This window comes from Ramlibacter cellulosilyticus (assembly GCF_014297465.1).
Lineage (GTDB): Bacteria > Pseudomonadota > Gammaproteobacteria > Burkholderiales > Burkholderiaceae_C > Ramlibacter > Ramlibacter cellulosilyticus.
Genome location: NZ_JACORT010000003.1, coordinates 160,173 through 178,613 on the forward strand (window position 1 = coordinate 160,173; position 18,441 = coordinate 178,613).

An 18,441-nucleotide genomic window follows, 5' to 3' on the forward strand; every position below is an offset into this window, starting at 1 on the left:
GTCTTTTCGGGCTCAGCGCAGGATGCGCGCGCGCCGCTGTTCGTACGCGGGCCACACCTCGGGGTTCACCAGGCGCGGCGGGCGGCCGCCCTGCAGCAGCAGGGCAATCTGGTCGGCGGACATGGCGGCCACGTCGCGCCGGCATTCGTGCGTCACGCCCGCCGTGTGGAAGGTGGCGTAGACGTTCTCCATGGCCAGCAGCGGGTGGTCCAGCGGCGGCGGTTCGCGGTCCCAGACGTCGACGCCGGCGCCCGCGAGGTGGCCGGAGCGCAGCGCCTCGACCAGCGCCTGCTCGTCGTGGATGCCGCCGCGGGCGGTCGTGAGGAACAGCGCGCCCTTCTTCATGCGCGCGAACGCGCGGGCGTCGATCATCTTCAGCGTGGTGGCGTCGCGCGGGCAGTGCAGCGACACGATGTCGGCTTCGGCCAGCAGCTGGTCCAGCGTGCGGGGCTGCGCGCCGCGGCGCTGGATCTCGTCCGGCGCCAGCAGCGGGTCGCAGGCGATCACTTCGAGGCCGAAGGCTTTCGCCAGCGCCGCCACGCGGGTGCCCACGTGCCCGATGCCGACCAGTCCGACGGTCTGGCCGCGCAGCTCGTGGCCCATGATGGCTTCGCGGCTCGTGATCGTCTCGCGGCGCATGCGCTTGTCGCACTCGGTCATGCGCCGCGACAGCGACAGCATCATCGCGAGCGTGTGCTCCGCCACCGAGGCGGCGTTGCCGCCGGCCTGGTTCACCACCGCCACGCCGGCCGCCGTGCAGGCCGCGACGTCCACGGTGTCGTACCCGGCGCCGCTGGAGGAGACGCACAGCAGCTGCGGGCAGCGCGCCAGCAGCTCGCCGGACACGAACCACTCGCGCGGCAGTTCGTCCTTGGCCGCGGACACGTGGTAGACGTGCGCGGCACCGAGCAGGTCCCACGCGGCGGCGGCGTTGCCGCGGGTGGGGAACACGGCGAGCGAAACGCCCGGCTCGTCCTTCAGCCGCCGGTCGAAGGCTTCGTTGATCCACAGGTCCGTGCGGACCACGCGCTTGTTGTCGGCCATGGCGTCAGCGCGGCGTGGGGTCGCAGCCCAGGGCCTTCAGGCGGGCGTCCACCCAGGAGGTGTCGTGCTTGCCCGAGCGGATGTTCGCGATCGTCGTCTGCTCCAGCGCCACCTTCTCGCGCGAGGCGGCGAGCACCTGCTCCACGTCGTCGTAGGGCACGCACAGGAGGCCGTCGGCGTCGCCCAGCATCAGGTCGCCGGGGTGGATCACCATGCCGTCGATGGCGACCGGCACGTTGATCTCGCCGGGGCCGTCCTTGTACGGGCCACGGTGCGTGACGCCCGCCGCGTACAGCGGGAAGCTGCCGGCGGAGACCACGTCGATGTCGCGCACCGCGCCGTTCAGCACGATGCCCGCGAGCTTGCGCGTGATGGCGTACGACAGCATCAGCTCGCCGAACAGCGAGTTCGTGAGGTCGCCGCCCGCGTCGACGACGATCACGTCGCCGGGCTGCGCCATGTCCAGCGCCTTGTGGATCATCAGGTTGTCGCCGGGACGGCACTTCACCGTGAGGGCGGGGCCGCCGAGGCGCCCGCCCTTGTGCATGGGGCGCAGGCGCGGGCCGCCGGCCGTGAGGCGGGTCATGCAGTCGCTGACGTTCGCGACGGGGATGTCCGCGAAGGCCTGCACGTAGCGGGCGTCCACCTGGCGGCGGCGCTGGAGGATCTGGAAACCGACCATGTTGTTCGTTCCGGGTTGGGAAAGGAGGGGATTGTCAGCTGCCGGCCGGAAGCAGGTAGCTGGCATCGAGTTCGGACAGCTGGTTCACGCCCAGCATCGCCATGTTGCGCGAGACTTCCTCGCGCAGCAGCGTGATCGCCTTGCGCACGCCGGGCTCGCCGGCGACGGAAGCCGCATAGTTGAACGGCCGGCCGATGAAGACGAACTTCGCGCCGAGGGCGAGCGCCTTCAGCACGTCGGTGCCGCGGCGGAAGCCGCTGTCGATCATCACCGGCACCTCGGGGCAGGCCTGCACGATGCGGGGCAGCACCTTCAGCGGCGCCACCGTGCCATCGAGCTGGCGGCCGCCGTGGTTGGAGACGATGATGCCGTCGGCGCCCAGGTCCACCGCGAAGCGCGCATCGCGCACGTCGAGGATGCCCTTGACCACCAGCTGGCCCGGCCACAGGCGGCGGATGGTGCGCAGGTCGTCCCAGTCGAGGTGCCCGCGGTCGGAGAAGTCCCGCTGCACGTTGGACGACAGGATGGGCGCGCCGCGCCGCGCGTGGTTGTTCTCGAAGTGCGGCATGCCGTGCTGCACGATCGTGCGCAGGAAGGTGCCGACCGTCCAGCGCGGATGGGTGATGCCTTGCCACGCCAGCGACAGGCTGGGGCGCAAGGGCGTGGAGAAGCCGGCACGGATGTTGTTCTCGCGGTTGGACGCGATCGAAGCGTCGAGCGTGATCACCAGCGTGCGATAGCCCGCGGCCTTCACGCGCTCGACCAGCGCGATGCGGTTCGGCTCGTCGCCCGGCAGGTAGGCCTGGAACCAGGCGTCGGGGTTCGCCTGCACGATCTCTTCGAGCCGGATCAGCGACGAGCCGCTCATCACCATGGGCACGTTCTCGGCGGCCGCGGCGCGCGCCAGCACGAGGTCGCCACGGTAGGCGGAAAGGGCGCAGATGCCCATGGGCGCCATGCCGAAGGGCGCGGCGTAGCGCTTGCCCAGGAGCGTGGTGGCCGTGGTGCGGCGGGAGATGTCCACCAGCATGCGCGGCACGAATTCGTAGTGCTCGAAGCTGGCCGCGTTGGCGCGCAGCGAGGCGTTGCGCTCCACCGCGCCGGAGACGTACGCGAAGACCGGGCCGGGCAGGTGGCTGCGGGCGGCGCGCTCGAAGTCGTCGAGCGACAGGATGTGGCCGAGGCGCGCCGGCAACGCCACCTGCGTGGCGGCGGGCGTCTCGGCGGCCGGTTGCGCCGCGGCGGTGCCGCCGGCGGAGGGTTCGAGTTGCATGGGACGCGCGAGTGTGGCCCGCCGGGCGGGCCTGCGTCCAATACATAATAGGCGCCCGATTGATGCCGCACCGGCATCACGCCCCGCATGATCGACCTCCGCCAGCTGCGCTACTTCCAGGCCGTCGCCGAGGAACTCCACTTCGGCCGGGCCGCCGCGCGCCTGGCGATCGCGCAGCCGGCGCTGTCGCGCCAGATCCAGCAGATCGAGGAGGAGCTCGGCACGCCGTTGTTGCGGCGCACGCAGCGGCGCGTGGAACTGCTGCCGGCCGGCGCCCTGCTGCTGGAGCGCAGCCGCGCGATCCAGCAGGAGCTGGCCCGCACGCTGGCGGACGTGCGCCGCACCGGCGCGGGCGAGCTGGGCAAGCTGACGCTGGGCTTCATCCACTCGTCCACCTACGGGCTGCTGCCTTCGGTGATCCGCCGCTTCCGCCAGCTCTATCCCGGCATCGAGCTGGAGCTGCACGAGATGCCGATCACTGCGCAGCTCTCGGGGCTGGTGCGCGGCACCATCGACCTGGGGCTGCTGCGCGTGCAGCCGGGGCCGCCCGAGCTGGAGATGGCGATCGTGATGCCCGATCCCTTCGTGCTCGCCGTGCCGGCCAAGCACCCGCTGGCGGCCCGGGAGCGCGTGCGGCTGAAGGAAGTGGCGGGCGAGCCTTTCCTGATGTTCAACCAGGCCGAGGCGCCGCTGCTGCACGACCGCGTGCAGGCCATGTGCGAGCAGGCCGGGTTCACGCCGGAGGTGGTGCAGCGCGCGACGCAGCTCCACACGATGGTGGGGCTCGTCGGCGGCGGCATGGGCGTGGCGGTGCTGCCCGCATCGGCCCGCAACCTGCACCCGCGGCAGGTGCGCTTCCTGCAGATCGCCGACAAGGCGGACCCGCTGCACGTGGCGCTCGCCTGGCGGCGCGGGCACGAGACGCCGGCGATCCGCTCCTTCCGCAAGGTGACGGAGGAAGTCGCGGCCGCCATGATGCCCTGACGGCATCACTGGAAACGCTCTTATGTATTGGACGGCGCCGCGGCGCCGGCCCACACTCGCGCGACCCAACAAGACTGGAGACAGCATGACCTCGCAACGCGCCGGCGCGATCCGCCGCCGGGCCGCCCTGGGCCTCCTCGCCGCCACCGCCATCGCTCCCGCCTGGGCGCAGGAATGGACGCCCACGCAGCCCATCACCATCCTCGTGGGCTTCGCGCCGGGCGGTTCCGCCGACCAGATCGCGCGCCAGCTCTCCTTCGCGGCCAAGGGCATCATCCCCGTGCCGGTCGTGGTGGTGAACAAGGTCGGCGCCGCCGGGGCGATCGCCGCGCAGGCCGTCGCCGAGGCGAAGCCGGACGGCTACACGCTGTTCGTGGGCGGCGGCAGCGAGACGACGGCCGTCGGCAACTTCAAGGCGCTGCCTTACGACCCCCGCAAGTCCTTCACGCCCGTGATCAAGGTCTCGCGCGCGCCGAGCATCCTGGCCGTGCGCGCCGATGCGCGCTTCGCCGACATGAAGGCGCTGCTCGCCGAAGCGAAGCAGGCCCCGGAGAAAGTCTCCTACGGCTCCACCGGCGAAGGCGGCATCTTCCACGCCACCGGCGTCGTGCTCGAACGGCAGACCGGCGTGAAGCTGCTGCACGTGCCGTACAAGGGCGCGGCCGATTCCATGACGGCGCTGCTGGGCGGCCAGGTGGACACGGCCTTCGGTGCCTACGAGGAGATGAAGCCCATGATCGACGCGGGCCGCGCGCGGCCGCTGGCGCTGTTCTCGCGCACGCGCCTGCCCGCGCTGCCGAACACGCCGACGATGAGCGAGATCGGCGTGCCGATCGTCCTGGACAACATGAAGGGCTTGATGGGCCCGGCCGGGATGCCGGCGCCCGTCGTGCGCTACCTGCACGACAGCTTCCGCAAGGCCATGCAGACGCCCGCGTGGAAGGACTACGTCGCCAAGTCCGGGCTGACGGAAGACTACGCGGACGGGGCTGCCTTCCAGAAGGAAATCGTGGACGCCTATGAGCTGATCGGAAAGGCGATCGCGAAATGAGTTTCGGCAAGGACGACGGCATCGGCTTCATCGGCCTGGGCGTGATGGGCAGCGGCATGGCGAAGTGCCTGCTGCGGGCAGGTGGTCCGCTGCACGTCTACGCGCGGCGCGACGAGGCGGCGCAGCCCGTGGTGGCTGCGGGCGCGCGGCGTGCGGCCACGCCCGCTGCCCTGGCGCGCGAATGCAAGCTGGTGTTCCTGTGCCTCGCGGACGATGCGGCGGTGGAGGACGTGCTGTTCGGGGCCCAGGGCCTCGCGGCGGGGCTCGCGATGGGCAGCTGCGTGGTCGACACGAGCACGATCGCGGCGACCTCGGCACGTGCGTTCGCGCAGCGCCTGGCGGAGCAGGGCGTGCGCTACCTCGATGCGCCGATCAGCGGCGGCCAGCAGGGGGCCGAAACCGGCACGCTGGCCTGCATGGTGGGCGGCCCCGTCGAGACGGTGGAGGCCTGCCGCGCGGTGATGTCCGCGTTCTGCAAGACGATCACGCACGTGGGCGACGTGGGCGCGGGCCAGACGGTGAAGGCCTGCAACCAGGTCGCCGTCGCGGGCGCGATGCTGGGCGTCGCCGATGCCATCGCGCTCGCGAAGTCGCAGGGCGTCGACCCGAAGGTGATGCGCGAGGTCCTGCTGGGCGGCACGGCGCGCAGCTTCGCGCTGGAGAAGCACGGGCAGCGGATCATCGACGGGGATTTCCAGCCGGGGTTCCGGGCGCGGCTGATGCGCAAGGACCTGCGGATCGCGCTGGAGACGGCGCGGGCGGGCGGGGCGGAACTGCAGGGGGCGGCGCTGGCGGAGAAGCTGGTGGGCGAACTCTGCGACACGGGGCGCGCGGAGATGGACTGGAATACCGTGGGGTTGCTGGTGCAGGAGAAGGGACCCCCGCTGTAGGGTGGCGCGGCGAACGCCGCGGAAGGTGAGCGAAGCGAACCCCACCGACCCCCTCACGCACCCCCGCCCATCCGCCGTGACAACTCGCTCCCACGCGACCCCAGGAACGCCCGCAGCCGTTCCGGGTAGTCCGGCATCACCGCCGCATGCACCGACGCCCGGGCCGCCAGCGCATCCCGCCACGCGCGCACGCGCGGCGTCCGGTCGAAGAAGCCTCTCTCACCGACCGCCTCGAACGCGTCGAAGTACCGGAACACTGGCGCGAACACCGCGTCCACGATGCTGAACGCCGTCCCGGCGAACCACGGGCCGCGGGGGTCCAGCGCCTGCTCCAGCTGCGCGAAGCGCACCTCCAGCACCTCGCGCTGCTTGTCGAGCGCAGCCGCATCCGCAGCGGTGTAGAACGCCCAGATCGTGCTCAGCAGGCTGCTGCCGAACTCCATCCACGCACGATGGCGTGCGCGCTGCAGCGGTTCCGCGGGATGCAACCGCGGCGCCAGCACCTCGTCGACGTACTCGCAGATCACCGCCGACTCGAAGATCGCCTCTCCATCCGCGACGAGCACGGGCGTCTTCCCCAGCGGCGACAGCGCCAGGAACCAGTCGGGCTTCGCGTCCAGGTCCACCCAGCGCCGGGAGAAGGGGCCCCCTTTCTCCGCCAGCACGATGGCCGCGCGCTGCACGTAGGGGCACAGCGCGTGGCTGACGAGCGTGAGTTCCATGGTCAGCCTTTCAGCAGGCCTTCGGCCTGCAGCGCGGCGCGGACCTGCGGGCGCGCGCGCACCCGGTCGAGCCACGCGACGACGTTCGGCCACGCGGCCAGGCTCATTCCCACCATGGGTGCCCAGTTCATGATCGTGAAGCCGTAGGCGTCCGCCACGGTGAAGCGGTCGCCGACCAGCCATTCGCGGCCGGCGAGGCGCGCGTCCAGGTCGGCGAAGCGCACCTTCAGCCTGTCGCGCACGGCCTGCCGCGTGGAGTCCGCCGTTTCCTTGTGGAACAGCCAGGGACTGAAGCCCTTGTGCAGCTCGCTGGAGACGAAGGTGAGCCACTGCAGCACCTCGAAGCGCTCGCGGCTGCCCGCAGCCGGCATCAGCCCGGAAGCGGGCGCGAGGTCCCCTACGTACTGCAGCAGCGCGGCCACTTCGGTGTGGCGGCTGCCGTCGTCGAGTTCCAGCATCGGGACGTAGCCCCGCGGATTGAGGGCGCGGTAGTCGTCGCCGCCGGCGGTGCGGCCCGCCACGGTGTCGACCTGCACGAGGTCCGCGGCGATGCCGGCTTCGCGCAGGGCGATGTGCACGGCCAGGGAGCAGTAGGCGGGCGAGAAATGGAGCTTCACGGTGCGTCCTTTCGTTGAATGAAGGACGCACTGTAGGATTGCGTCGGCGCAATGGAAATAAGCACCGATGAAATCGAAGATTGCAGCAACGCAATACAGCCTGACGGCGGCGGACCTCGAGGTGGTGCTGGCCCTCGTGCGCGGCGGCACCCTGGCGGAGGCGGCGCAGCGCTGGGGCAGCGACGCCTCCACCGTGTTCCGCGCCCTGCAGCGCCTGGAGCAGCGGCTCGGGCAGCGGCTGTTCGAGCGCACGCGCCGGGGCTACCTGCCGACGGAAGCGGCGAGCGAAGTGGCGCGCCACGCGGAGCGCATCGAGGCGGAGCTGGAAGCGGCACGCGCGGCAGCGACGGGCGCCAGCGCGCAGGTGTCGGGCCGCGTGCGGCTGACCACGACGGATTCGGTCCTGCGCGGCCTCGTGCTGCCGTGCCTCCCCGCCCTCGCGCGCGAGCACCCGGCGCTGCAACTGGAACTGCGCGCCACCAACGAGCTCATGAGCCTCAGCCGGCGCGACGCGGACCTCGCCCTGCGTGCCACGCCCAAGCCGCCCGAGCACCTCGTGGGCCGCCACCTCGGGACCATCCGCTTTGTGGCCTGCGGCCTGCGGGGGCGGGGCAGGACGCCGCCGCTGGACCAGGCGGACTGGATCGCGCCGGACGAAGCCATGCCGGACCATCCTTCGGTGCGCTGGCGGCGCAAGCACCTGCCCAAGGTGGCGCCGCGGCACCTGGTCGATGGCATCGTCGGCGCCGTCGACGCCATCAAGGCCGGACTCGGCGTAGGGATCGTCCCGCTCTTCATGCTGGACGTGGAGCCGCAGCTGAAGGCCTTGTCCGAGCCGCTGGAAGGCTGCGAGTCCACCCTGTGGCTGCTCGCGCATCCCGAGTCGCGGCACCTGCGCCGCATCGCGGCGGTGTACCAGCACCTGGCGGAGGGGATCCGGCTGGGAGGGGCTGGACCCTGACCGGATCGCTGGGGTGCGCTTCGCGCAACCCAGCCTACGGCCTTGCTGGGTGCGCTTCGCGCAACCCGGCCTACACGGATGCGCACCGGCCGTAGTTCGTAGGCTGGGTTGCGCGAAGCGCACCCCAGCAGCTCACCTCCTCACCACGCAGCCCCGAACGCGGCGCGCAGCTCCGCGAGCGCCTCGGGCGGCAACGGCGAGGGCGGCACGGCGCTCAGCTGCCACAGCTTCGCGGTCTCCTCCAGCTCCTCCAGCACCGCCATCGCCTGCGCGGGCGACTCGTGCCAGACGTTCGGGCCCAGCCGCGCCAGCATCACGGCGCGGATGGGCGTGCCTTGCGAGCCGTAGCGCGCGATGCGTTCGGCCACCGCATCGCCCACGCGCGCATCGCCGGGACGGTGATAAGGCACCACGGGCACGTGCCCCACCTTCATCACGAAGTAGGGCGTGATCGGCGGCAGCAGCTCGGCTCCGACGTCGGGGCGCAGCGTGAGCGCCACGCAATGCGTGCTGTGCGTGTGGATCACGCAGCGCGCCGGCGCGTCCAGGGCCGCCTGCGCCTCGTAGATGCGCCTGTGCAGCGAGAGGGTCTTGCTGGCCTTCGCACCGGACCGCTGCCGGCCGTCCAGGTCCACGCGCGCCAGATCCGCCGGATCCAGGAACCCGAGGCACGCATCCGTCGGCGTGATCAGGAAGCCGTCGTCCAGCCGCACGCTGATGTTGCCCGCGGTCGCATGCACGTAGCCGCGCTCGAACAGCGAGCGTCCGACGCGGCAGATCTCCTCGCGCGCGCGGCCCTCGTTCATCCGAGCTGCCCGAAGGCCTTGGTGAAGAAGTCGGTCGTGCCGAAATTGCCGGACTTCAGCGCGAGGTGCACGGTGCGCCCGCAGGCCTGCGCCTCCGCATGGCACCAGGGCACGCCGGGATCGATCTGCGGTCCGATGCGCATCTGCTGCACGCCCAGCGCCTGCACGGCCGCGCCGGAGGTCTCGCCGCCGGCCACGACCAGCTGGCGCACGCCGCGGTCGACCAGGCCCTTGGCGATGGCGGCGAGGGCCTTCTCCACCATCTCGCCGGCGTTGCCCACGCCCAGCTGCTGCTGCACGCTGCGCACCGACTCCGGCGGCGCGCTGGAGTACACCAGCACCGGCTGGTCGCCGAGGCGCGGCTCCGCCCACGCGAGCGCTTCGCCCACCACGTCGCGGCCCGAGGCGATCTGCAGGGGATCGACGGCGAGCGCAGGCAGTCCGCGGCGCAGGAAGTCCGCGACCTGCGCGTTCGTCGCCTGCGAGCAGCTCCCCGACACGATGGCCGTGGCGCCATGGGCCGGCGGCAGCGCCGCCGCTGCGGCGGACGGCGCGAGGCCGTGGTTCTGCGGCAGCCCGATCGCCACGCCGGAGCCCGCGACCACCAGCGGCATGTCCGCGATCGCGCGGCCCAGGTGCATCAGGTCCTCGTTGTCCAGCGCATCGACGATCGCGAAGCGGTAGCCCTCGTCCTGCAGCTGCCGCAGGCGTGCGTGGATGGGCGCGGCGCCGCCCCGCACCACGCGGTGCTCGATCAGGCCGACCTTGCCTTGCGACTGCGCCTGCATCACGCGCACGAGGTTCGGGTCGGTCATCGGCGTCAGCGGGTGGTTGCGCATTCCCGAATCGCTCAGGAGCACGTCGCCCACGAACAGGTGGCCCTTGTAGACCGTGCGGGCGTTCTCGGGAAAGGCGGGCGTGACGCAGCAGAAGCTGCTGCCCAGCGCCTCCAGCAGCGCCTCCGCGACCGGGCCGATGTTGCCCTGCGGGGTGGAATCGAAGGTGGAACAGACCTTGAAGTAGAACTGGCGCGCCCCGTGCGAGCGCAGCCAGTGCAAGGCCGCGAGCGACTGCGCCACGGCTTCGGCCGCCGGGATGGTGCGCGACTTGAGCGCCACGACCACGGCATCCGCTTCGGGCGCGGGCCCTTCGGGGACGCCGATGGTCTGCACCACGCGCATGCCCGCGCGCACGAGGTTGTTGGCGAGGTCGGTGGCGCCGGTGAAGTCGTCGGCGATGCAGCCCAGCGGGAGGTTGGTGGTCATCCTGGAATCGTCAAGCGGCCGCGGCGGCGGCGGCCACCGCATCGCCGAAAGCCTTGCAGGCTATCGTACCGCCGATGTCGCGCGTGCGCGTCTTGGGGTTCTCCAGCAGCTTGTGAAGTGAAACGGGGGCGGTGGGGTTCGCGTTCGCTCACCCTCCGCGGCGGTGCCACGCCACCCTACATGCCGGGGTTCGCTGCGCTCACCACCAGCCTGCGAGGACCCAGCGCTTTTCGTAGGGTGGCGCGGCGAACGCCGCGGAAGGTGAGCGCAGCGAACCCCACCGAATGGCTCACGCCGTGCCCAACCCCTCCTGCACCGCGTGCAGCAGCGCATCCGGCCCCGCCGGCTTCACGAGGTGCTGCCCGAAGCCCGCTTCACGCGACTTGGTGATGTCGGCGGTGGTGCCGTAGCCCGTGAGCGCCACGAGGTAGCACGCGTGGCCGTTGCGGTGCGCGCGCAGGCGTTGCGCGAGCTCGTAGCCGCTCATGCCGGGCAGGCCGATGTCCAGCACCGCGACCTGCGGCATGAAGTCGTCCAGCATCGTGAGCGCCACGCCCGGGTCGTAGGCCACCTTCACCTCGTAGCCGGAGAGCTCCAGCAGCGATGCCGCCGTGTCGGCCGCGTCCTGGTTGTCGTCCACGAGCAGGATGCGGCCCTTGCCGTCCGCCGCCTGCGCGGCCGCGGCGCCTTCCTCGCTGCCCGCGGGTGCCGCGATGGTGGGCAGGCGCACCGCGAAGCAGCTGCCTTCCCCGGGGCCGCCGCTCCTGGCCTGCACGGAACCGCCATGCATCTCCACGAGGCTGCGCACGATGGCGAGGCCCAGGCCCAGGCCGCCGCGCGCGCGGTCGGCTTCCTGCGGTGCCTGGTAGAAGAGGTCGAACACGTGCTCCAGCACCTCCGGCGGCATGCCCATGCCGTCGTCGCCCACCGTGATTTCGGCGTCGTCGTCCACGCGGCGCAGGGCGAGCGCGATGCGGCCCTCCGGCCCGGTGAACTTCACCGCGTTGCCCAGCAGGTTGTTCAGCACCTGCACGAGGCGCACTTCGTCGCCGGACACCCACAGTTCCGCCGCTTCGGGCGCGACGTCGACGTCCAGCCGGCGCAGGCCCAGGACCGGCTGCACCGACTGCCCCGCGTGCCGCACGAGCTCCGCCAGGCGCAGCGGCTGCTGCCGCATCTGCAGGCGCTTGCCCGTGATGCGCGAGACGTCCAGCAGGTCGTCGACGAGCCGCTTCATGTGCGCGACCTGGCGCTCCATCACCTCGCGCTCCAGGCGCGTGCCGGGGTCGCCCTTGCGCGCCATGAGGTGCAAGGCCGTGGCCATGGGCGCGAGCGGGTTGCGCAGCTCGTGCCCCAGCATCGCGAGGAATTCGTCCTTGCTGCGGGCCGCGTCCTCGGCGCGGCGCAGCGCTTCGGTCACGCGCGTGAGCAGGCTCTCCCGCTCGGCCTCCGCGGCGCGGCGGGCTTCGTTCGCGCGGTCGCGCTCGGCCGACGCGATCTGCAGCGACCGGCCCACTTCCTCCAGTTCCGCGATGCCGAGCGGCTGCAGGTCCACCGGTTCGCCGCGCCCCAGCGCCCCGGCGGCGGCCTTGAGCGTGTCGATGGGTTCGGTCACGTCGCGCGCGAAGTACCAGGCCATGAAGGCGGCGAGCGCGAGCGACGCGAGCAGGCCCGCGCCGACGGCGCCGAGCACGCCGTACATGCCGCGGTCGGCGTCCTCCACCGACATGCCGGTGGCGACCACCCAGCCCGAGCCGGGCAGGCGCACGTAGCCCGTCTGGCTCTTCACGCCTTCGAGCGTCCAGGTCGTCCCCGCGCCTTCGGCCTTGCCTTGCCGCAGCAGCGCCTCCAGCGAGGGCGAGGGCCGGGCGGACGCGTGCATGCGCGAGCGGGCGATGCGGTTCAGGTGCTGGTCGAAGATGCCGACGACGGACGTGGGCGAGAGGCGCTGCCGCTGCACCACGCTCCTGATCTGCTCCACCGGGACCACCGCGGAGAGGACGTATTGCAGCTGCCCTTCGGCGAGCACGGGCACGCGCACCGCGAAAGCCGGGCCCATGCGTTGCGGGCCTTCGGCCACGGTGCCGACGGTGGGCTCGCGCGTGGCGATGACGCGCTGCATGCTTTCCTCCTCCACCGGGCGGGGGCTGGCGGACCCGAGCGGCTGCGAGGACGTGAGGATCACGCGGCCCACCCGGTCCGCCAGCACGATGGCGCGCCAGCCCTGCCGCTCGGCGATGCGGCGGGCCAGCGAGTGGAAGTCGGCATGCCGCGCGGGCTGCAGTTCGTCGGAGAGCGACAGGCTCTGCAGGATGCCCACGGTGGAACTCAGCTCCGCGTCCACCGCCGAGGCGATCGCGCGCGACACGGCCAGCGAAGCGTCCTGCGCATCGTGCTCGCGCTCCCCCGTCACGTAGGCCACGACGATCGCGGCCACGATCGCCAGCGGCAGCAGCCCGCTCGCAGCCAGCAGGAAGAGCCGGTAGCGCAGCGGGCGCACGAGGGGTTTCATTTCTGCCGGATCACGTAGCGGACGAAGTCGTCGGCGGTGGTGAAGCGGTCGTAGAGCCGGCGCGCTTGCGCGTTGTCCTGCTTCGTCATCCAGTAGAGGCGTGCCCACCCTTCGGCGCGCATCGCGTTGCGCAGCCACTCGATGAGCGCGGCGCCGAGACCCCGGCCGCGCGCTTCGGTGCGCACGAACAGGTCCTCGAGGTAGCAGATGGCCTGCGTCTCCCACGTCGCCTCGTGCACGACGCAGTTGGCGAAGCCGTAGACCTGGCCTTCGACCTCGGCCACGATGCACATCACCTGCGCATCGGGATCGAGGATGCGCTTCCAGGTGCGGTTCGTGACCTCCTCGGGCAGCCGCGTGCCGTAGAAGTCGCAATAGGCCTTCCAGAGCTCGCGCCAGGCGGCTTCATCGGAAGGGAGGGCGGCGCGGATGATGCAGGGCGTCGTCGACACCTCGGCATTGTGCCGTGTCGCCCGTCGTCGCGGGTGTCACCCGCGACGCGGGATCATGTGCGTTGCATTGCCATCCGCAGCACCACCGCCGCATGCACCGCCTCCCGCTGCGCACCGTCGTGGATCTGGTGGCGGCAGCTGGTGCCGTCGGCCACGACGATGGCGTCGGGCGCGGAGCGCACCGCCGGCAGCAGGCTCAGTTCGGCCATCTGCATGGACACGGCATGGTGCTTCGCTTCGTAACCGAAGCTGCCGGCCATGCCGCAGCAGCTGGACTCGATGAGCTGCGGCTGGGCACCGGGCACGAGCTTCAGGACCTCGAGCACGGGCGACACGGCGCCGAACGCCTTCTGGTGGCAGTGGCCGTGCACCAGGATGGGCTTGCCCAGCGGCTTCAGCTGCGTCTTCAGCGCGTCCAGTCGTCCCGCCGCCGCTTCGCGCGCCAGGAACTCCTCGAGCAGCAGCGACTGCTTCGCGAGCACTTGCGCGCGCTCGCCCAGGCCCATGGCCGTGACCTCGTCGCGCAGCGACAACAGGCAGGACGGCTCCAGGCCGACGATGGCGATGCCGCGCTCGGCCAGCGGATGCAGCGCGTCCAGCAGTTCGGTCGCCTTGGCCTTCGCCTCGTCGACCATGCCGCTCGCGAGGTAGGTGCGGCCGCAGCACAGGTGCTTGCCGTCGTCCCTTTCCTTGCGCGCGACGTGGATTGTGTAGCCGGCGGCCTGCAGCACGGCGAAGGCGGCGCGCGCATTCTCCGATTCGAAGAAGCCGTTGAAGGTGTCGACGAAGAGCACCACCGGCTTGGCCGCCGCCAGCACTTCCTCGCGCGTCGCGCCGGGCAGCCGGCCCTGGAAGAAATGCGCCCCCTGCCATTCGGGCAGGCTGCGCTTCGCGGAGAAGCCGAGCATCTTCTCGCCCAGGGTGGCGAGCAGGGGAATGCGGTTGCGCAGGTTCAGCAGCCCGGCGAAGCGGCTCGCCGTGGCGGCGTACTCGGGCAGGCGGGCGATCAGCTTGTCCTTGAGCGACCAGCCGTTCTTCCGGCCGTCCGCGTGCCTGGACTCGATCTTCATGCGCGCCATGTCCACGCCCGTGGGGCAGTCGCGCTTGCAGCCCTTGCAGCTCACGCACAGCTCCAGCGCCTCGCGCACGGCCTCGCTCGCGAGCCCTTCGGGGCCGAGCTGGCCGCTCACCGCGAGGCGCAGCGTGTTGGCGCGGCCGCGGGTGAGGTGCTGCTCGTCTCGCGTCACACGGTAGCTGGGGCACATGGTTCCCGCGTCGAACTTGCGGCAGTGCCCGTTGTTGTTGCACATCTCCACCGCCTTGGCGAAGCCCTTGGCGGGATCGCCGCCGGTGCCCGGCGCGGTGGTGCGTTCGGTGGCGGGGTCGTTCTGCACGTCCCAGGCGCTCCAGTCCAGCGCGGGCTGCAGCGGGATCACCTTGTACGAGGGCGGGAAGCGCATGAGCCGCGTGTCGTCCATGCGCGGCGGGTCGATGATGCGGTTGGGCGAGAGCAGGCCGATCGGGTCGAACAGCTGCTTGATCTCGCCGAAAGCGGTGTTGATCGCCGGGCCGAACTGCCACTGGATCCATTCGCCGCGGCACAGGCCGTCGCCGTGCTCGCCGGAGTAGGCGCCCTTGTACTTGCGCACCAGCTCGGAGGCTTCCTCGGCGATGCGGCGCATCTCCGGCGCGCCGTTGCGCCGCATGTCCAGGATCGGGCGCACGTGCAGCGTGCCGACCGACGCGTGGGCGTACCAGGTGCCCTTGGTGCCGTGCTTGCGGAACACCTGGGTCAGGGCGTCGGTGTATTCGGCCAGGTGCTGCAGCGGCACGGCGCAGTCCTCGATGAAGGACACCGGCTTGCCGTCGCCCTTGAGGCTCATCATGATGTTGAGGCCGGCCTTGCGCACCTCCCACAGCGCCTTCTGCGGCACGTCGTCGGGCATCAGCACCACCGAGCCGGGCAGGCCCAGGTCGCCCATCAGCTGTTCCAGCTCGGAGAGCTTGCGGACCAGGGCCGCCTTGTCGGCGCCGGCGAACTCGACCAGCAGCAGCGCGTCGGGCGAGCCGATGAGGGCACTGCGCACCGTGGGAGCGAAGGCCGGGTTCTGCAGCGACAGCTCGATCATGGTGCGGTCCACCAGTTCGACCGCGGTGAGCGTGCCGTCCGAGCCCAGCTTGACGATGTGCTGGGCGGAGTCCATCGCCTTGTAGAAGGTCGGGAAGTTCACCACGCCCAGGACCTTGCTGCGCGGCAGGTCCGAGAGCTGCAGCTTGAGGCTGCGCGTGAGGGCGAGCGTGCCTTCGCTGCCCACCAGCAGGTGCGCGAGGTTGACGCTGCCGTCGCGCGTGTACGGCTTCTCGTTCTGGTTGTGGAAGACGTCGAGGTTGTAGCCCGCCACGCGGCGCAGCACCTTGGGCCAGCGCGCCTCGATCTCGGGCCGCAGCGCCATGGCCAGGTCGCGCACGCGTTCGCCGAGCTGGCGCACCGTGCCGGTCGCTTCGTCGAAGCGCCCGAAGGTGTGCAGGTGGCCGTCGGAGGTCCAGGCCTGCGCGCCCAGCACGTTGTGCACCATGTTGCCGTAGGCGATGGAGCGGCTGCCGCAGGAGTTGTTGCCCGCCATGCCGCCGAGCGTCGCCTGCGCGGAGGTGGAGACGTCCACCGGGTACCAGAGGCCCGTCTTCTTCAGGTGCGCGTTGAGGTGGTCCAGCACGATGCCGGGTTCCACGGTGACGGTGCGGTTCGCCTCGTCGACTTCCAGTACCTTGCGCACGTGCTTGGAGAAGTCGATGACGAGGCCGGCGCCCACGGTCTGGCCGCACTGGCTCGTGCCGCCGCCGCGGGGGACGACGGGCACCTTCAGGTCGCGGCAGATGTCCAGGGCGATGCGGGCGTCCTCGGCGGACCTGGGCACGAACACGCCGACCGGCACCACCTGGTAGATGGAGGCGTCGGTGGCGTAGCGGCCGCGGTCCGCGGGGGAGAAGAGCACTTCGCCGGTGGTCTCGGCGGCGAGGCGCTGCGCCAACCGGCCGGCGACCTCGTTGCTGGCGCCGGCGACCTTGTCGTAGGCGTTCGCGGTGCCGCCCGCGATCTCCAGGGGGACGCGTGCGTTCATGCGGCACCCCGCTGGCCGTTCGCTGCTTCGCGCAGCTGTTCCAGCACCACGTCGCGCTTGTTGCGCAGGTGCAGCTGCAGGATCTCGCGCATGGCCTGGCCATCGCGCGCGACGAGCGCTTCGATCATCTTCTCGTGTTCCTTCACGGCGCGCTTCCATTTCTCGCCGTCCTGGTTGGAGCGGAAGCGCAGGGCCTGCAGGCGGGCGTTGACCTGCTTGTAGACGGTGGCGAGTACCGGGTTCTTGGCGGCGTCGCTGATGGCGGCGTGGATGCGCGCGTTGACCGCGTAATAGGCGGAGAGGTCGCGCCGCGTGTACGCGGCCATCATCTCGAACTGCATGGCCTGCACCTCGGCGAGCTCCTGCGCGGTGATGCGCTGCGCGGCGAGCTCGCCCGCCATGCCTTCGAGCCCGGCCATCACCTCGAAAGTATTCAGCACGTCGGCCTCGGTCAGGGAAACCGCTATCGCGCCGCGATTGGGCAGCAGTTCCACTAGCCCTTCGGCGGCCAGCATCTTGATGGCTTCCCGCAAGGGCGTGCGCGAGACGTTCAGCAGCTCGGAGAGTTCGCGCTCGTTGAGCTTGGCGCCGGGCGCGATGCGCCCTTCCACCAGCATCTGGCGCAGCCGTTGCGCCACCTGCTCGTGCAGGGCGGCGCGGGGGATGGAGATCACGTCCGCAGTCATGGAGTGGATTTTGTATGCAAATCGGATTCGGTGCAAACCCGTAGTTTCGGCTTGATGGCCCTTGACAACTGAATTTTGTATGCAAAAAATGGGCGCCTCCTGAAACGCAACCGGAACAGCCCGCATGGTCACGCTCGACTTCCACCCCACCGGCCGCCACTTCCTGCAGATCCCGGGCCCGTCCCCGGTGCCGGACCGCATCCTGCGGGCGATGAGCCTGCCCACCATCGACCACCGCGGCCCCGAGTTCGGCGTGCTGGGCCTGCGCGTGCTCAAGGGCATCCAGAAGATCTTCCAGACGAAGCATCCCGTCGTGATCTACCCGGCGTCCGGCACCGGCGCGTGGGAAGCCGCGCTGGCCAACACGCTGTCGCCCGGCGATCACGTGCTGATGTACGAGACCGGCCACTTCGCCACGCTGTGGAACAAGATGGCAACGCGCCTCGGCGTCAAGACCGAGTTCCTCGGCCTGCCCGGCACCGAAGGCTGGCGCAAGGGCGTGCAGGCGCACCTGATCGAGGAGCGCCTGAAGAAGGACACGCAGCACAGCATCAAGGCGGTGTGCGTGGTCCACAACGAGACCTCCACCGGCGCCACCAGCAACATCCTGGCCGTGCGCCGCGCCATCGACGCCGCGAAGCACCCCGCGCTGCTGATGGTCGACTCCATCTCCGGCCTCGCCTCCGCCGAATACAAGCACGACGAGTGGGGCGTGGACGTCACGGTGAGCGGCTCGCAGAAGGGCCTGATGCTGCCCCCCGGCATCAGCTTCAACGCGATCTCGCCCAAGGCGATGGAGGCGAGCAAGGCCGCGAAGCTGCCCAAGTCCTTCTGGGCCTGGGACGAGATCGTGGAGATGAACAGGACGGGCTACTGGCCCTACACCCCCAACACCAACCTGCTGTACGGCCTGGCGGAAGCCTGCGACATGCTGCTGGAGCCCGCGTTCGGCGGCCTGGAAGGCACGTTCGCCCGCCACAAGCGGTGGGCCGAAGGGGTGCGCGGCGCGGTGAAGGCCTGGGGCCTGGAGATCCAGGTGACCGAGGCCGCGAGCCAGTCGCCCGTGCTGACCGGCGTGATCATGCCCGAGGGCGTGGACGCGGACGCGGTGCGCAAGCTGATCTACGAACGCTTCGACCTGTCGCTCGGCACCGGCCTGGGCAAGGTCAAGGGCCGCATGTTCCGCATCGGCCACCTCGGCGACTGCAACGACCTGACGCTCATGGCGGCCCTCTCCGGCTGCGAGATGGGCCTGAAGCTGTCCGGCGTGAAGCTGGCCGGCTCCGGCGTGCAGGCGGCGATGGAGTACTTCGCCGGACATCCGGCCCCAGTCGCCCTGCAGAAGGCGGCGTAACGGTTTTCTCGATTCCCAAACCC

The 18,441-nt window shown here is 71.0% G+C and carries 16 protein-coding genes; 5 read left to right on the forward strand and 11 right to left on the reverse strand.

Going from position 1 to position 18,441, the window contains the following annotated elements; genetic code table 11:
* Positions 1 to 12 precede the first annotated feature (12 nt).
* Genes H8N03_RS09425 through H8N03_RS09435 form a run of 3 tightly spaced genes read right to left on the reverse strand, consistent with a single transcriptional unit; the run spans position 13 to position 2,999 of the window.
* A complete protein-coding gene (locus H8N03_RS09425; protein ID WP_187075910.1) occupies positions 13 to 1,044 on the reverse strand; it encodes a hydroxyacid dehydrogenase in 1,032 nt (343 codons plus the stop codon).
* A gap of 4 nt (positions 1,045 to 1,048) precedes the next feature.
* Positions 1,049 to 1,726 (reverse strand): RraA family protein, encoded by a 678-nt coding sequence (locus H8N03_RS09430; RefSeq protein ID WP_187075911.1) that lies wholly within the window; start codon positions 1,724 to 1,726, stop codon positions 1,049 to 1,051.
* Positions 1,727 to 1,760: 34 nt separating this feature from the next.
* Entirely contained in the window at positions 1,761 to 2,999 is a 1,239-nt protein-coding gene (locus H8N03_RS09435) for an alpha-hydroxy acid oxidase (protein ID WP_187075912.1), read from the reverse strand.
* An 87-nt stretch (positions 3,000 to 3,086) separates the two neighbouring features.
* Between H8N03_RS09435 and H8N03_RS09440 the strand changes: the two genes are divergently transcribed.
* From H8N03_RS09440 to H8N03_RS09450, 3 genes are all read left to right on the forward strand, one after another.
* Entirely contained in the window at positions 3,087 to 3,983 is an 897-nt protein-coding gene (locus tag H8N03_RS09440) for a LysR family transcriptional regulator (protein WP_187075913.1), read from the forward strand.
* Positions 3,984 to 4,068: 85 nt separating this feature from the next.
* Positions 4,069 to 5,034 (forward strand): tripartite tricarboxylate transporter substrate binding protein, encoded by a 966-nt coding sequence (locus H8N03_RS09445; protein ID WP_187075914.1) that lies wholly within the window; start codon positions 4,069 to 4,071, stop codon positions 5,032 to 5,034.
* Positions 5,031 to 5,924, forward strand: coding sequence for an NAD(P)-dependent oxidoreductase (locus H8N03_RS09450; protein ID WP_187075915.1), 894 nt, complete (start codon positions 5,031 to 5,033; stop codon positions 5,922 to 5,924). The genes H8N03_RS09445 and H8N03_RS09450 overlap by 4 nt, the downstream gene beginning before the upstream one ends.
* A gap of 53 nt (positions 5,925 to 5,977) precedes the next feature.
* Here the strand turns inward: H8N03_RS09450 and H8N03_RS09455 are convergent, their stop codons facing one another.
* A complete protein-coding gene (locus H8N03_RS09455) occupies positions 5,978 to 6,646 on the reverse strand; it encodes a glutathione S-transferase family protein (protein WP_187075916.1) in 669 nt (222 codons plus the stop codon).
* A gap of 2 nt (positions 6,647 to 6,648) precedes the next feature.
* Complete coding sequence (gene gstA, locus H8N03_RS09460) at positions 6,649 to 7,263, reverse strand: glutathione transferase GstA (RefSeq protein WP_187075917.1); 615 nt, start codon at positions 7,261 to 7,263, stop codon at positions 6,649 to 6,651.
* A 67-nt stretch (positions 7,264 to 7,330) separates the two neighbouring features.
* On the opposite strand from gstA, the gene H8N03_RS09465 reads away from it, so the two are divergent.
* Positions 7,331 to 8,224 (forward strand): LysR family transcriptional regulator, encoded by an 894-nt coding sequence (locus H8N03_RS09465; protein ID WP_187075918.1) that lies wholly within the window; start codon positions 7,331 to 7,333, stop codon positions 8,222 to 8,224.
* 140 nt (positions 8,225 to 8,364) lie between these two features.
* Here the strand turns inward: H8N03_RS09465 and H8N03_RS09470 are convergent, their stop codons facing one another.
* From H8N03_RS09470 to H8N03_RS09495, 6 genes are all read right to left on the reverse strand, one after another.
* Positions 8,365 to 9,030, reverse strand: a complete 666-nt coding sequence (locus H8N03_RS09470; RefSeq protein WP_187075919.1) for a class II aldolase/adducin family protein — start codon at positions 9,028 to 9,030, stop codon at positions 8,365 to 8,367.
* A complete protein-coding gene (otnK, locus tag H8N03_RS09475; RefSeq protein WP_187075920.1) occupies positions 9,027 to 10,295 on the reverse strand; it encodes a 3-oxo-tetronate kinase in 1,269 nt (422 codons plus the stop codon). The genes H8N03_RS09470 and otnK overlap by 4 nt, the downstream gene beginning before the upstream one ends.
* A 289-nt stretch (positions 10,296 to 10,584) precedes the next feature.
* Complete coding sequence (locus H8N03_RS09480) at positions 10,585 to 12,807, reverse strand: hybrid sensor histidine kinase/response regulator (RefSeq protein WP_187075921.1); 2,223 nt, start codon at positions 12,805 to 12,807, stop codon at positions 10,585 to 10,587.
* The gene (locus H8N03_RS09485; protein ID WP_354005098.1) at positions 12,804 to 13,259 is read right to left on the reverse strand and encodes a GNAT family N-acetyltransferase; all 456 of its coding nucleotides are present in this window, start codon (positions 13,257 to 13,259) and stop codon (positions 12,804 to 12,806) included. Before H8N03_RS09485 ends, H8N03_RS09480 begins: the two co-directional genes overlap by 4 nt.
* A 53-nt stretch (positions 13,260 to 13,312) precedes the next feature.
* Positions 13,313 to 16,378 carry an FAD-binding and (Fe-S)-binding domain-containing protein gene (locus H8N03_RS09490; RefSeq protein WP_187075922.1) on the reverse strand — a complete coding sequence of 1,022 codons (3,066 nt, stop codon included), beginning with the start codon at positions 16,376 to 16,378 and terminating at the stop codon, positions 13,313 to 13,315.
* Entirely contained in the window at positions 16,375 to 17,064 is a 690-nt protein-coding gene (locus H8N03_RS09495) for a GntR family transcriptional regulator (RefSeq protein WP_187075923.1), read from the reverse strand. Before H8N03_RS09495 ends, H8N03_RS09490 begins: the two co-directional genes overlap by 4 nt.
* A 124-nt stretch (positions 17,065 to 17,188) precedes the next feature.
* Here H8N03_RS09495 and H8N03_RS09500 point away from each other — a divergent pair, with 124 nt between their 5' ends.
* On the forward strand, positions 17,189 to 18,418 hold the full coding sequence (locus H8N03_RS09500) for a pyridoxal-phosphate-dependent aminotransferase family protein (RefSeq protein ID WP_187075924.1): 1,230 nt from the start codon (positions 17,189 to 17,191) through the stop codon (positions 18,416 to 18,418).
* Positions 18,419 to 18,441 lie beyond the last annotated feature (23 nt).

Excerpts from the sequence above, each read along its gene's own strand:
- H8N03_RS09430 (WP_187075911.1), bottom strand. The coding sequence starts at position 1,726 with ATGGTCGGTTTCCAGATCCTCCAGCGCCGCCGCCAGGTGGACGCCCGC.
- otnK (WP_187075920.1), bottom strand. The coding sequence starts at position 10,295 with ATGACCACCAACCTCCCGCTGGGCTGCATCGCCGACGACTTCACCGGC.
- H8N03_RS09500 (WP_187075924.1), top strand. The coding sequence starts at position 17,189 with ATGGTCACGCTCGACTTCCACCCCACCGGCCGCCACTTCCTGCAGATC.
- H8N03_RS09480 (WP_187075921.1), bottom strand. The coding sequence starts at position 12,807 with ATGAAACCCCTCGTGCGCCCGCTGCGCTACCGGCTCTTCCTGCTGGCT.
- H8N03_RS09470 (WP_187075919.1), bottom strand. The coding sequence starts at position 9,030 with ATGAACGAGGGCCGCGCGCGCGAGGAGATCTGCCGCGTCGGACGCTCG.
- H8N03_RS09455 (WP_187075916.1), bottom strand. The coding sequence starts at position 6,646 with ATGGAACTCACGCTCGTCAGCCACGCGCTGTGCCCCTACGTGCAGCGC.
- H8N03_RS09450 (WP_187075915.1), top strand. The coding sequence starts at position 5,031 with ATGAGTTTCGGCAAGGACGACGGCATCGGCTTCATCGGCCTGGGCGTG.
- H8N03_RS09490 (WP_187075922.1), bottom strand. The coding sequence starts at position 16,378 with ATGAACGCACGCGTCCCCCTGGAGATCGCGGGCGGCACCGCGAACGCC.
- H8N03_RS09440 (WP_187075913.1), top strand. The coding sequence starts at position 3,087 with ATGATCGACCTCCGCCAGCTGCGCTACTTCCAGGCCGTCGCCGAGGAA.
- H8N03_RS09465 (WP_187075918.1), top strand. The coding sequence starts at position 7,331 with ATGAAATCGAAGATTGCAGCAACGCAATACAGCCTGACGGCGGCGGAC.
- H8N03_RS09425 (WP_187075910.1), bottom strand. The coding sequence starts at position 1,044 with ATGGCCGACAACAAGCGCGTGGTCCGCACGGACCTGTGGATCAACGAA.
- H8N03_RS09435 (WP_187075912.1), bottom strand. The coding sequence starts at position 2,999 with ATGCAACTCGAACCCTCCGCCGGCGGCACCGCCGCGGCGCAACCGGCC.
- H8N03_RS09495 (WP_187075923.1), bottom strand. The coding sequence starts at position 17,064 with ATGACTGCGGACGTGATCTCCATCCCCCGCGCCGCCCTGCACGAGCAG.
- H8N03_RS09445 (WP_187075914.1), top strand. The coding sequence starts at position 4,069 with ATGACCTCGCAACGCGCCGGCGCGATCCGCCGCCGGGCCGCCCTGGGC.